The 15,071-nt window shown below is 77.3% G+C and carries 1 protein-coding gene (only partly in view); it reads left to right on the top strand.

Annotated features, from left to right (window positions below; all coding sequences use genetic code 11):
* Positions 1-15,071, top strand: partial view of a type I polyketide synthase gene (locus ATL51_RS06190; protein ID WP_100877983.1) — the 3' portion only. Its footprint begins 13,444 nt before the window's first position; only the last 15,071 of its 28,515 coding nucleotides appear in the window; its start codon lies off the left edge, out of view; its stop codon occupies positions 15,069-15,071.

The following is a 15,071-nucleotide window of genomic DNA, read 5'->3' as shown; positions in this document are numbered from 1 at the left end:
TCACCCGGCGGATCGTGCGGGCCGAGCCCGCGGGCGCCCGGCCGGCCCGGACGTGGGACCCGCGGGGGACCACGCTGGTCACCGGCGGGTCCGGCACCCTCGCGCCGCACCTGGCGCGCCGCCTGGCCGAGCGGGGCGCCGAGCACGTCGTGCTGCTGTCGCGCCGTGGCCCCGACGCCCCCGGCGCGGCCGAGCTGCTCGCCGAGTTCGACGGCAGCGACACCACGGTCGAGGCCGTGGCCTGCGACATCACCGACCGCGCCGCCGTCGCGGGCCTGCTGGAGCGGCTCGACGCCCACGGCGCCACGGTGCGCACCGTCCTGCACACCGCCGCCACCATCGAGCTCGCCACCCTCGACGCCACGACCCAGGAGGACCTCGCCCGGGTACTGCACGCCAAGGTCACCGGCGCGCAGGTGCTCACCGAGCTGCTCGACGACCGGGGCGGCGACCCCGCCGACCTGGTCCTGTTCTCCTCCACCGCGGGCATGTGGGGCAGCGGGGCGCACGCCGCCTACGTCGCGGGCAACGCCCACCTCGCCGCCCTCGCCGAGCATCGGCGGGCCCGCGGCCTGCCGACCACGTCGATCGCCTGGGGCATCTGGGCCGACGACCTGAAGCTCGGCCGGGTCGACCCGGCCGCCATCCGGGGCAGCGGCCTGGTGTTCATGGAGCCGCAGCTCGCGCTGAACGGGCTCGAACGGGCCCTCGACGACGCCGAGACCGTCGTCGCGGTCGCCGACGTCGACTGGGACACCTACCACCCGGTCTACACCTCCGGACGGCCCACACGGCTCTACGACGAGATCCCCGAGGTCGCGGCGCTCACCGCCGCCGCGGAACGGACCGCGGGCACGGTCGCCGAGGGCTCGTTCGCCGCCACGCTGGACGGGCTGACCGACGCCGAGGCGCTGCGCCGGGTCCTCGACGTGGTCCGGGCCGAGGCCGCCGGCGTGCTCGGGATGGCCTCCGCCGACGACCTCACCGACCAGCGGGCGTTCCGCGACGTCGGGTTCGACTCGCTGACCGCCGTCGCGCTGCGGAACCGGCTCGCCTCGGTCACCGGCCTGACGCTGCCCTCGACGATGGTCTTCGACCACCCGACACCCGCGGCGCTCGCCGCGTTCCTGAGGGCCGAGCTGGCCGGGGCCACCCCGCTCGCGGCCGGCGCCGGGTCCACCGCGGCCGCCCAGGACCAGGACGACCCGATCGTCGTCGTCGGCATGAGCTGCCGCTACCCCGGCGGGGTCGCCTCCGCCGAGGACCTGTGGCGGGTCGCCCTCGACGAGGTGGACGCGATCTCCGGGTTCCCCGACGACCGCGGCTGGGACGCCGCATCGCTCTACGACCCGGACCCCGACCGGGCCGGGCACACCTACTCGACGCAGGGCGGGTTCCTGCGCGACGTCGCCGACTTCGACCCCGGGTTCTTCGGGATCTCGCCGCGCGAGGCGCTGTCGATGGACCCGCAGCAGCGGCTGCTGCTGGAGACCACCTGGGAGACCTTCGAGCACGCCGGCATCGACCCGACCGCGCAGCGTGGGAGCCGGACCGGCACGTTCATCGGCGCCAGCTACCAGGACTACGCCTCCGGGGCGCCCGCCGCCGAGGGGGCCGAGGGCCACATGATCACCGGCACGCTCCCGAGCGTGCTGTCCGGGCGGGTCAACTACCTGTTCGGCTTCGAGGGCCCGGCCGTCACCCTGGACACCGCGTGCTCGTCGTCGCTGGTCGCGATGCACCTGGCGTGCCAGTCGCTGCGCACCGGGGAGAGCACCCTCGCCCTGGCCGGTGGCGTCAGCATCATGTCCACCCCGATGTCGTTCGTCGGGTTCAGCCGCCAGCGCGCCCTCGCCGAGGACGGCCGCTGCAAGGCCTACGCCGACGGCGCCGACGGCATGACCCTCGCCGAGGGCGTCGGCCTGGTCCTGCTGGAGCGACTGTCCGACGCGGTCCGCAACGGGCACGAGGTACTGGCCGTGGTCCGTGGCTCGGCGGTCAACCAGGACGGTGCGTCCAACGGGCTCACCGCGCCCAACGGCCCGTCCCAGCAGCGCGTGATCCGCCAGGCGCTCGCCGGGGCCGGGGTCGCACCGGAGGAGATCGACGTCCTGGAGGGCCACGGGACCGGCACCGCGCTGGGCGACCCGATCGAGGCCCAGGCGCTGTTCGCGACCTACGGGCGGGACCGGGACACCGACCGGCCGCTGCTGCTCGGGTCGGTGAAGTCCAACATCGGGCACACCCAGATGGCCTCCGGCGTCGCGAGCGTGATCAAGCTGGTCCGTGCGCTGCAGGAGGGTGTCGTCCCCGGCTCGCTGCACATCGACCAGCCCTCCACGCACGTCGACTGGTCCTCCGGGGCGATCGACCTGCTCACCGAGCGCACCGCGTGGCCCGAGACCGGCCGCCCGCGCCGGGCGGCGGTGTCGTCGTTCGGGATCAGCGGCACCAACGTGCACACGATCCTCGAGCAGGCCCCGGCCGTCCCCGCCGCCGCACCCGCCGTGCCGCTCCCGGACGACGTCGTGGCCCCGGTGCTGGTCTCCGGCCGCGGCGAGACCGCGCTGCGCGACCAGGCCGGCCGCCTGCTGGACCTGCTCGACGAGCGGCCGCAGCTGCGGCCCGCCGAGCTGGCGCACGCGCTGGGCACCACCCGCGCGGCCCTGGAGCACCGGGGTGCCGTGGTCGCCGGCGACCGCGACGAGCTGGTCCGCGGCCTCACCGCGCTGCGCGACGGCGGCACCGCGCCCGGAACCGTCCGGGGCACCGCCGGTCGTGGCCGCACCGCGTTCCTGTTCACCGGACAGGGCAGCCAGCGGGCCGGGGCGGGCGCCGAGCTGTACGCCCGGTACCCGGTGTTCGCCGACGCCCTCGACGACGTCGCGGCCCGGCTCGACACCGACGCCGGCGGCCCGCCGCTGCGCGAGGTCCTGTTCGCCGAGCCCGGCTCCGACGAGGCCGCCCTGCTGGAGCGCACCGGGCACGCCCAGCCCGCGCTGTTCGCGCTCGAGGTCGCGCTGTTCCGGCTCCTCGAGTCGTGGGGCGTCGTTCCCGACCTGCTCGCCGGGCACTCGGTCGGCGAGATCGCCGCCGCGCACGTCGCGGGCGTCCTGTCCCTCGACGACGCCTGCACCCTGGTGGCCGCCCGCGGCCGCCTGATGCAGGCGCTGCCCGCAGGGGGCGCGATGGTCGCCGTCGAGGCGGCCGAGGACGAGGTGGCGCCGCTGCTCACCGACGGCGTCGGCATCGCCGCGGTGAACGGCCCGGCCGCGGTCGTCGTCTCCGGCGCCGCCGACGAGGTCGACGCGGTCGCCGCCCGGCTCGCCGCGCAGGGCCGGCGCACCCACCGGCTGCGGGTCTCCCACGCGTTCCACTCGCCGCTGATGGAGCCGATGCTCGACGAGTTCCGCGCCGTGGTCTCGGGGCTGGACTACGCGCCACCGGCGATCCCGATCGTCTCCACCGTCACCGGAGCCCTCGCCACCGCCGACCGGCTCACCGACCCCGGCTACTGGGTCGAGCACGTCCGGGCCACCGTACGTTTCGCCGACGGGGTCGCCACCCTGGCCGGGCAGCACGACGTGCGCACCTTCGTCGAGCTCGGACCGGACGGCGTGCTGTCCGCGGCCGCGCGCGACACCGTCGGCGACGAGCCGGGCACCGCGCTGCTGGCGCTGCTGCGCAAGGACCGCCCCGAGGTGCGCACGGTGCTCGCCGCGGTCGCCGGCGCCCACTGCCACGGCGCCCGCCTCGACCGGCGGGCGCTGCTCGCCGGGTACGGCCACGGGCAGGTCGCCCTCCCGTCGTATGCGTTCCAGCGAGAGCGGTACTGGCCGGAGACGGCGGCCGCCGCCGTGCCCGAGGGCACCGGTGCCGACGCCGAGTTCTGGGCCGCCGTCGAGCGCGACGACGTCGAGGGACTGGTCGGCTCGCTCGGCCTGGACGACGCCACCGTCTCCGCGATGGTCCCGGCGCTGACCGCATGGCGTCGCCGCCGCGGCGAGCAGGCCACCCGGGACGGCTGGCGCTACCGCATCACCTGGGCCCCGCGCGGCGGGTCCCCGGTCGGCGGCGACCTCGACGGCCGCCGCCTCGTGCTGGTCCCGCAGACCTACCGCGACGACGCGACCGCCGCGTGGGCCGCCGATGTCGAGGCCGCCCTCGGCGGGGGCGGGCTCGAGCGCGTCACCGTGACCGGCACCGACCGCGCCACGCTGGCCGCCGCGGTCGGTGCGGCCGCGGGGGAGGGCCCGGAGTTCGCGGGCGTCCTGTCCCTGCTGCCGTTCGCCGACGGCGACGCCGGACACCCCGGCGTGCCCGCCGCACTGAGCCTCACCACGACCGCCGTCCAGGCACTCGGCGACGCCGGTGTCGACGCCCCGCTGTGGACCGTCACCCGGGGTGCGGTGGCCGTCGGACGCTCCGAGGAGGTCACCGAGCTGGACCAGGCCGCCGTCTGGGGTCTGCTGCGGACCGCCGCCCTGGAGCTCCCCGGCCGGATCGGCGGCACCGTCGACCTGCCCGCCGTGGTCGACGCACCGGCCGCCCGCCGGCTGCGCGGCGTGCTCGCCGCGACCGACGGCGAGGACGCGGTCGCCGTGCGGGCCTCCGGGGTCTTCCTGCGCAGGCTCGTGCACGCACCCGCCCGCGCCGGGGCCACACCGGCCCCGTTCGACGCCACCACCGGCACCGTCCTGATCACCGGCGGCACCGGCGGGATCGGCGGTCACGTCGCGCGCCGGCTCGCCCGCGAGGGAGCCGCGCACCTGCTGCTCGCCGCGCGCCGCGGCCCCGACGCCCCCGGCGCCGCGGCCCTGCGCGCCGAGCTGGAGGAGCTCGGCGCCCGGGTCACCGTCGCCGCCTGTGACGTCGCCGACCGCGACGCGCTCGCCGCGCTGCTCGACACGGTGCCCGCCGAGCTGCCGCTGGTCGGGGTCTTCCACACCGCGGGCGTGCTCGAGGACCGAGTCCTCGACGCGCTGACCCCGCAGAGCTACTCCGGGGTGCTGCGGGCCAAGACCGTCGCCGCCCAGCACCTCGACGAGCTGACCCGCGACAGCGGCCTCGCCGCCTTCGTGCTGTTCTCCTCGACCGCAGGCATGATCGGCGCCGCCGGTCAGGGCAACTACGCCGCCGCCAACGCCTACCTCGACGCCCTCGCCGAGCACCGCCGCGCCCGCGGCCTGCCCGCGCTGTCGGTGGCGTGGGGCCCGTGGGACGGCTCCGGCATGGTCGCCGACGCCGCCGAGGTCGCCGCCCGCGTACGGCGCGGCGGCTTCGAACCGCTCGACCCGGAGACGGCGGCGGTCGCGCTGCTGCGGGCCGTCGACGGGAGCCGGGACGGTGGGGAGACCACCCTCGCGATCGCCGACATGGACTGGGAGCGGTTCCTGCGCGCGTTCGGGTCCGTCCGGCCGATGCCGCTGGTCGCCGATCTCCCCGAGGTCGCCCGGCTCGCCGCCCCCACCACCGGTGGGGACACCGGTACCGGGCTGCGCGGCCGGCTCGCGGCCCTGCCCGACGACGAACGCCTCGGCGTCGTGCTCGACGTACTGCGCACCCAGGTCGCGGCCGTACTCGGACACGCCGACCCGCGCACCGTCGACGACGACCGCGCGTTCCGCGACCTCGGCTTCGACTCGCTGACCATCCTGGAGCTGCGCAACGCGCTCAACGCCGCCACCGGGCTGTCGCTGCCCGCGACGCTGGTCTACGACCGGCCCACCCCGCGGGAGATGGCCGGGTTCCTGCTCGGCGAGCTGCTCGGCACGCTGCCCGAGCAGCGGGGCCCGGTCCGCACGAGCGCCGCCGTGGACGACCCGATCGTCGTCGTCGGGATGGCCTGCCGGTTCCCCGGCGGGGTCCGCACCCCCGAGGACCTGTGGGAGCTCGTGGCCCGCGGCGATGACGGCATCACCGGGTTCCCCGACGACCGCGGCTGGGACCTCGCCGCGCTCGGCGACGGGGCCTCGGCCACGCTGCGGGGCGGGTTCCTGGACGGCGTCGCGGACTTCGACGCCCGGTTCTTCGGCATCTCCCCCCGCGAGGCGCTCGCCATGGACCCCCAGCAGCGGCTGCTGCTGGAGACCACCTGGGAGGCCGTCGAGCGGGCCGGGATCGACCCGGCGACGCTGCGCGGCTCGGCCACCGGCGTCTTCGTCGGCACCAACGGCCAGGACTACGCGACGCTGCTGCGCCGGTCGGCCGACGACGTCTCGGGCTACGCCGCCACCGGCAACACCGCCAGCGTCATGTCCGGCCGGCTGTCCTACACCCTCGGCCTGGAGGGGCCCGCCGTCACCATCGACACCGCCTGCTCCTCGTCGCTGGTCGCCCTGCACTGGGCCGGACGGGCACTGACCGACGGGGAGGCCGACCTGGTCCTCGCCGGTGGGGTCTCGGTCATGTCCGGACCGGACTCGTTCGTCGAGTTCTCCACCCAGGGCGGCCTCGCCCCGGACGGGCACTGCAAGCCCTTCTCCGACGACGCCGACGGCACCGCCTGGTCCGAGGGCGTCGGCATGCTGGTGCTGGAGCGCCTGTCCGACGCCCGCCGCCACGGCCACCGCGTGCACGGCGTGATCGGCGGCTCGGCGATCAACCAGGACGGCGCCTCCAACGGGCTCACCGCCCCCAGCGGGCCGTCCCAGCAGCGGGTCATCCGCCAGGCGCTGGCCGACGCCGGGCTCACCCCGGCCGACGTCGACACCGTCGAGGCGCACGGCACCGGGACCACCCTCGGCGACCCGATCGAGGCCCAGGCCCTGATCGCCACCTACGGCCGCGACCGCGACACCGACCGCCCGCTGCACCTGGGCACGGTCAAGTCCAACATCGGTCACACCCAGGCCGCCGCCGGCGTCGCCGGGGTGATCAAGATGCTGCTCGCGATGCGGCACGCCACGCTGCCCCGCACCCTGCACGCCGGCACGCCGTCCTCGCACGTCGACTGGAGCGCCGGCACCGTGGCCCTGCTCGACGAGGCCCGGAACTGGCCGGAGACCGGCGGCACCCGCCGGGCCGGTGTCTCGGCGTTCGGGGTCAGCGGCACCAACGCCCACGTCATCGTCGAGCAGGCACCGCCCGCCCCGGAGACCGCCGCCGCCGAGCTGCCCGGCGAGATCCCGTGGGTGCTGTCCGCCCGCACCCCCGCGGCCCTGCAGGAGCAGATCGACCGCGTGGTCGGCGCTGCCGGTGGGCACACCGCCACCGACGTCGCCGCGACCCTGGCCGGTGGCCGCACCCTGTTCGGCCACCGCGCCGTGCTCCTCGCCGGCCCGGACGGGATCCGCGAGGCCGCCCGCGGCACCGCACCCCGCACCCCCGGCCGGACGGCGTTCCTGTTCTCCGGGCAGGGCGCCCAGCACGCCGGGATGGGCCGTGCGCTCCACGAGCGCCACCCCGCCTACGCCGAGGCCCTCGACGAGGTCCTCGCCCGGTTCGACACCCTGCTCGACGCACCGCTGCGGGACGCGCTGTTCGCCGAGCCCGGCTCGGCGGCCGCCGACCGGCTCGACGAGACCGGCACCACCCAGCCCGCGCTGTTCGCCGTCGAGGTGGCGCTGTACCGGCTCCTGGAGTCCTGGGGGCGCACCCCGGACCTGGTCGCCGGGCACTCGGTCGGTGAGATCGCCGCCGCGCACGTGGCCGGCGTGCTCTCCCTCGACGACGCCTGCGCGCTCGTCGCGGCCCGGGCCTCGCTGATGCAGGCGCTCCCGGCCGGGGGTGCGATGGTCGCGGTCGAGGCCACCGAGGACGAGGTCACCCCGCTGCTCACCGACGGTGTCGCGATCGCCGCGGTCAACGGGCCCGCCTCGCTGGTCCTCTCCGGGGACGCCGACGGGGTCGGCGCGCTCGCCGACCGGCTGGCGGCCGACGGCCGCCGGACCCGGCGGCTGCGGGTCAGCCACGCCTTCCACTCGCCGCTGATGGACCCGATGCTCGACGGGTTCGCCGCCGCGATCTCGGGGATCACCTTCGCCGCACCGCGGATCCCACTGGTCTCCACGCTCACCGGTGCCCTCGCCGGGCCGGAGCTGGGCGAGCCCGGCTACTGGGTGCGTCACGTGCGGGAGGCCGTGCGGTTCGCCGACGGTGTCCGCGCCCTGCACGAGGCCGGGGCGACCGTGTTCGCCGAGATCGGCCCGGACGCGGCGCTGCTCGCCCCGGCCCAGCAGACCCTGGACACGGTGGCACCGGCCGACGGCCCGGCAGCGGTGGTCGTCGCGCTCCAGCGGCGCGACCGCGACGCCGGCACCGCGCTGCTCGAGGGCCTCGCCGTCCTGCACGTCCACGGCGCCGGACCGGACTGGGCGGCCGTGCTGCCCGCCCGCGGGCCGGTCGAGCTGCCGACCTACCCGTTCCAGCGGGAACGCTACTGGCCCGAGCCCGGCACGCCGGGCGGCGGCGCCGGACCGGCCGACCCGGCCGACTCCGCCTTCTGGGCGGCTGTCGAGCGGGAGGACCTGGAGAGCCTGTCGGGCTCGCTCGGTGTCGACGGCGACACGCTCGCCACGATGGTCCCTGCGCTGTCCGCGTGGCGCCGCCGCCACGGCGCCGAGTCCGCGGCCGCGACCTGGCGTTACCGCGAGACGTGGACCCCGGTCCCGACCCCGGCGGCCGCGGTCACCGGGCGGACGCTCGTGCTGGTGTCCGCCGGTGCCGACGCCTGGACCGACGCCCTCGTGACCGCGCTCGACGCCGAGACCGTGGTGGTCGGCGACGGCTCCACCGACGAGCTCACCGTGGCCCTCGGCGTCCTCGACGACGCCGACCGGCCCGTGGACCGGGTGGTGTCGCTGCTCGCCGCCGGGACGTCCGGGCTGCCGTCCGGGCCCGCCCGGCCGTCGGCGCTGCTCGCCGCGCTCGCCGCGGCCGGGATCGACGCGCCCCTGTGGTGCGTCACCCGCGGCGCGGTCGCCGCCGAGGGCACCACCCCCGCCCCCGGCCAGGCCGCGCTGTGGGGGATGGGCCGGGTCGCCGCGCTGGAGACCCCGCAGCGGTTCGGCGGTCTCGCCGACCTGCCCGCGGGCCCCGACGCCGTCGCCGCCACCGCCGCGACCGCACTCGCCGCGCTGCTCACCGAGCCGGGCGGGGAGAGCGAGATCGCGGTGCGCGCCACCGGCGCCTACGCCCGCCGCCTCGTGCGGGCGGGCGGTGCCGAGGGCACGGCCGCCGCCCGCTGGCGCCCGCACGGCACCGTGCTGGTCGTCGGCGGCACCGGGGCGCTGGGCCGCCGCGCCGCGCGCCGGCTGGCCGCCGACGGCGCCACGCACCTGGTGCTCACCGCGCCCTCGGCCGCGGCGGCCGTCGACGCCGACGCCGTCACCGCCGAGCTGGCCGACCTCGGCGTCGCGGTCACCGTGTCCGGCGCCGACCCCGCCGACCCGGCCGCGCTCGCGGCACTGCTCGACGGCGCCCCCGACGCCCCGACCGCGGTCGTCCACGCCGGTGAGGCGCTCGGCGACGCCGGCCTCGCCGACGTCCTCGCCCCCGTCGAGGCCCTCGCCACGGCGCTCACCGGCTCCGCGACCGCACGCGACCTCGACGCGGTCGTCCTGTTCGGCTCGATCGCCGGGGTCTGGGGGGTGCGCGGACGGGTGGTCGAGGCCGCCGCGGGCGCCCACCTCGACGCCGTCGCCCGCAGCCTGCGCGGGCGCGGTGTCCCCGCGACGGCCGTCGCGTGGGGCGCCTGGACCGATCTTGCCGACCGCTCGACGGCGGCCCACCTGCGGATGAACGGCCTGCCCGCGATGGACGGCGACGCGGCGATGGCCGCCCTGGGCCGGGCCGTCGCGGACGGTTCCGCCGCCGAGATCGTGGCCGACGTGCGCTGGGAGACCTTCGCCCCGGCCCACCACGACGCCCGCGCCACCACCCTGTTCGACGCGCTGCCCGAGGCCCGCACCGCGCTGTCCGGCGCGGCCCGCGAGCGGGCCGGCCGCGAGGCCGCCGCGAGCGGGTACGGGCAGTGGCTCGCCGAGCAGCCCGAGGCGGAGCGGGACACGATCCTGCTCGACCTCGTCGCCGCGACGGCGACGACGGTGCTCGGTCTGACCGACGGCGAGCCGCTCGAACCCGACCTGCCCTTCCGGGACCTCGGCTTCGACTCGCTCACCGCGGTGGACCTGCGCAACCAGCTCACCGCCGCCACCGGTGTCGCGCTGCCCGCCACCCTGGTCTTCGACCACCCGAACCCCGCCGCGCTGGCCGCGCACCTGCGCGGCGAGCTGCTCGGCGGGGGTGACGGTGCCGCCGAGCCCGTCACCCTCGCCGCGTCCGCCACCGGGGACGACCCGATCGTCATCGTCGGCATGGCCTGCCGGTACCCGGGTGGCGTCGCCTCGCCCGAGGACCTGTGGCAGCTCATGGCCGACGACGTCGACGCCGTCGGGGCGTTCCCCGACGACCGCGGCTGGGACCTGGAGACCCTCGCCGGTGACGGCCCCGGCCGCAGCGCCACGGCCCAGGGCGGGTTCCTGCACGACGCCACCGACTTCGACCCGGGACCGTTCGGCGTCTCGCCGCGCGAGGCACTGGTGATGGACCCGCAGCAGCGGATCCTGCTGGAGACCTCGTGGGAGGCGCTGGAGCGCACCGGGATCGACCCGTCGTCGCTGCGGGGCAGCGCCGAGTACGGCGTGTTCGTCGGCGGCGGCTCCGGTGACTACCGGCCGCCCGCCGAGGCCGGGCAGTGGCAGACCGCCCAGTCCGCCAGCCTGCTGTCGGGCCGCGTCGCCTACACCTTCGGTGTCCAGGGCCCGACGGTCTCGGTGGACACCGCCTGCTCCTCGTCGCTGGTCGCGCTGCACCTCGCGGCGCAGGCCCTGCGGGCGGGGGAGTGCTCGACCGCGCTGGCCGGCGGCGTCACCGTCATGGCCACCCCGGTCGGGTTCGTCGAGTTCAGCGCGCAGGGTGCGCTGTCGCCGGACGGACGCTGCCGCGCCTTCTCCGACGACGCGAACGGCACCGGCTGGTCCGAGGGCGTCGGCATGCTGGTCGTCGAACGGCTCTCCGACGCCCGCCGCCGCGGCCACCGCGTCCACGCGGTGCTGCGCGGCTCGGCCATCAACCAGGACGGCGCCTCCAACGGTCTGACCGCACCCAGCGGACCGGCCCAGCAGCGCGTCATCCGCCAGGCGCTGGCCAACGCCCGGCTCACCCCGGGCGAGGTCGACGCCGTCGAGGCGCACGGCACCGGCACCACCCTCGGCGACCCGATCGAGGCCCAGGCCCTGCTCGCCACCTACGGACAGGACCGCGACCGGCCGGTGCTGCTCGGCTCGCTGAAGTCGAACATCGGCCACACCCAGGCCGCCTCGGGCGTCGGCGGCGTCATCAAGATGGTGCTCGCCATGGAGCACGGCGTGCTGCCGCGCTCGCTGTACGCGGAGAACCCGTCCTCGCACGTGGACTGGACCGCGGGCGACGCACAGCTGCTCACCGCGCCCACCGGGTGGCCCGAGACCGGGCGCCCGCGCCGGGCCGCGGTGTCCTCCTTCGGCGCCAGCGGCACGAACGCGCACGCCATCCTGGAGCAGCCCCCGCACGCCGACGTCGTCCGGCGCGCCGACGACACCCCCGACGACCCCGGCGCGGTCGCGGTCCTGCTGTCCGGCCGCACCGAGGCCGCGCTGCGTGCCCAGGCCGACGAGCTGGTCGCCCACCTCGGCGAGCACCCGGACCTGCGGCTGCGCGACCTGGCCCGCGCCCTGGCCACGAGCCGTGCGACGTTCGACCACCGGGCCGCGGTCACCGCCACCTGCCGCGACGAGCTCCTCGCAGGGCTCACCGCCGTCGCCCACGGCGACACCGCACCGCAGGTCGCGACCCACCGCCTGGAGCGCAGCGGCCGCAGCGCCGCCCTGTTCTCCGGGCAGGGCGCGCAGCGGCTCGGGATGGGCCGCGAGCTGTACGAACGGCACCCGGTGTTCGCCGACGCCGTCGACGCGGTGCTCGCCCGGCTCGACGGTCACCTCGACCGGCCGCTGCGCGACACGATGTGGGGGACCGACGCCGACGCCCTCGCCGAGACCGGGGCGACCCAGCCGGCGCTGTTCGCCGTCGAGGTCGCGCTGTACCGGCTCGTCGAGTCCTGGGGGGTCCGCCCGGACTTCGTGGCCGGGCACTCGATCGGCGAGATCAGCGCCGCGCACGTCGCCGGGGTCCTCGACCTCGACGACGCCTGCCGGCTGGTCGCCGCCCGCGCCCGTCTGATGCAGGCGCTCCCGGCCGGGGGCGCGATGGTCGCCGTCGAGGCCGACGAGGACGAGGTGACCCCGCTGCTCACCGACGGCGTCGCGATCGCCGGGGTGAACGGGCCCGGCTCGGTGGTCCTGTCCGGTGACGACGACGCGGTGACCGCCCTGGCGGCGGTCCTCGCCGGCGAGGGACGGCGCACCAGCAGGCTGCAGGTCAGCCACGCGTTCCACTCGGCCCGGATGGACCCGATGCTCGCCGAGTTCCGCGCGGTCGCCGAGGAGCTCGACTACCACGAGCCGCGCATCCCGGTGGTGTCCAACCTGACCGGCGCCGTCGCCGCGGCGCACGAGCTCTGCTCGGCGGAGTACTGGGTGCGCCACGTCCGGGGCACCGTCCGGTTCGCCGACGGAGTCCGTGCACTCGCCGCCCGCGGCGTCAGCACCTTCCTCGAGCTCGGGCCGGACGCGGTCCTGTCGGCACTCGTGCCGCGCAGCGCGCCGGACGCGCTCGCCGTCCCCGCCCTGCGCCGCGACCGCGACGAGGAGGCGACCCTGGTCGCCGCGCTCGCCCGGCTGCACACCCACGGCGCGGGCCCCCGGTGGGAGGCGTTCTTCGCCGGCCACGACACCCGCCGGGTCGACCTGCCGACCTACCCGTTCCAGCGCGACCGGTTCTGGCCGGACGTCATGCCCGGCCAGGAGACCCGGGCGGTCGCGCCCGCCGGCCCGGGCACCCCCGACGAGATCGACGCCGCCTTCTGGGAGGCCGTCGCGCAAGAGGACTTCTCCGCACTCGAGACACAGCTCGACGTCGAGGGCGCGGCGCTGTCGGCGGTGCTGCCGGCCCTGATGGACTGGCGCAGCCGCCGGGCGCAGGAGGCCCGGCTGGCCCGCTGGCGGCACCGGATCGTCTGGAAGCGGCTGACCGGCTCCGCGACCGGGCGGCGCCGCACCCCCGAGGGCACCTGGCTGGCAGTGCTCCCGGAGGGCACCGCCGCCGACCCGTGGGTGACCACGGTGCTCGACGGGATCGGCACCGCCGTCGTGACCGTCGAGACCGGCTCCACCGACCGCGCGGTGGTCGCCGCCGCACTCACCGCGCAGCTGCCCGCCGGGACCCCGGTCGCCGGGGTCGTGTCGCTGCTCGCGCTGCGCGACGAGCTCACCGGCGACGTCCCCGACGGGGTCGGACTCACCACCGGCCTGCTGCAGGCCCTCGGCGACGCGGGCGTCGACGCCCCGCTGTGGTGCCTGACCCGCGGCGCGGTCTCCACCGGGACCACCGACCGCCCGGCACGGCCGCTGCAGGCCGCGATCTGGGGCCTGGGCCGGGTCGCGGCGCTGGAGTACCCGCAGCGCTGGGGTGGCCTGGCCGACCTGCCCGAGGACCCCGACCCGCGGGCCGCCGCCGCGCTCGGCGCGGTACTGGCCGGGCTCGACGACGAGGACCAGGTGGCCGTCCGCGGCGCCGCGGTCCTGGCGCGGCGGCTCGTCCCGGCCCCGCCGCGGGAGGACACGACGACGGCGTGGACCCCGACCGGCACCGTCCTGATCACCGGCGGCACCGGTGCCCTCGGCGGGCACGTGGCGCGACGGCTCGCCGCCGACGGGGCGCAGCACCTGGTGCTGCTCGGTCGCCGCGGCCCGGACGCTCCCGGTGTGGACGGACTGCGTGCGGAGCTGGAGGCACTCGGTGCGGGCGTGACCGTGGCGGCCTGTGACGCCGCCGACCGGGGGCAGCTGTCCGCGGTGCTCGCGGCGATCCCGGCCGACCGGCCGCTGACCGGCGTCGTGCACGCCGCGGGCGTGCTCGACGACGGGATCCTGGACCGCCTCACCCCGGAGCGGTACCGGGAGGTCTTCCGGTCCAAGGTCACCGCGGCGCTGCTGCTCGACGAGCTGACCCGCGGCCTCGACCTCGACGCGTTCGTCCTGTTCTCCTCCGCGTCCTCGGCCGTCGGCAACCCCGGACAGGCCAACTACGCCGCGGCCAACGCCGTGCTCGACGCGCTCGCCGAGCAGCGCCGGGCCCGCGGCGACGCCGCCACCTCGATCTCCTGGGGTGTCTGGGGCGGCGGCGGAATGGCGGGGGCCGGCTCCGCCGACGACGCGGCCCGCCGCACCGGGATCGGTGCGATGGACCCGGCGCTCGCGGTCGAGACCATGCTCCGCCTGATCGCGGGGACGGCGCCGACCGCGGTCGTCGCCGAGGTCGAGCTCGACCGGTTCGCCGGCGCGTTCGGCGGCACCCGCCCCAGCCCGCTGCTGCGCGAGTTCCCCGGCTACGCCGAGCTCGTCGCAGGCCAGGCCGGGACCCGGCCCGGCGCGGCGGAGGACGACCTCGCCGCGACGCTCGCGGCACTGCCGCCCGCGCGGCGGCTGGACACGGTCGTGGACCTGGTGCGGTCGCGTGCCGCGCAGGTCCTCGGCTATCCCGGCAGCGACGACGTCGGGCCCGAACGGACCTTCCGCGACCTGGGGATCGACTCGCTGGGCGCGGTCGAGCTGCGCAACCAGCTCGGCGCCGCCACCGGCCTGGGCCTGCCGGCCACGCTGGTCTTCGACCACCCGACCCCCGCCGCCGTCGCCCGGTACCTGCTCGACGAGCTGGCCGGAGACGACACCGGGACCGACGGACACGGGGCCGACGGCGAGGAGGCCGGGATCCGGGCAGCACTGGCCACCGTGCCCCTGGAACGACTGCGCGAGCTCGGCGTGCTGGAGCCGCTGCTGCGGCTCATCGGCCGCGGCGAGGAGCCCGCGGGTGACGACGACACCGGGACCGGTCCCGGCGGCACCGAGGTCGACGCGATGTCCGTCGACGACCTGGTGCGGGCCGCGCTCGACGGCCGGCCCGACGACCTGTAG

The organism is Pseudonocardia alni (genome assembly GCF_002813375.1).
Classification (GTDB): Bacteria; Actinomycetota; Actinomycetes; order Mycobacteriales; family Pseudonocardiaceae; genus Pseudonocardia; species Pseudonocardia alni.
Note: the sequence above shows the minus strand (reverse complement) of the source record. Positions and strands in the feature narration are given on the sequence as shown.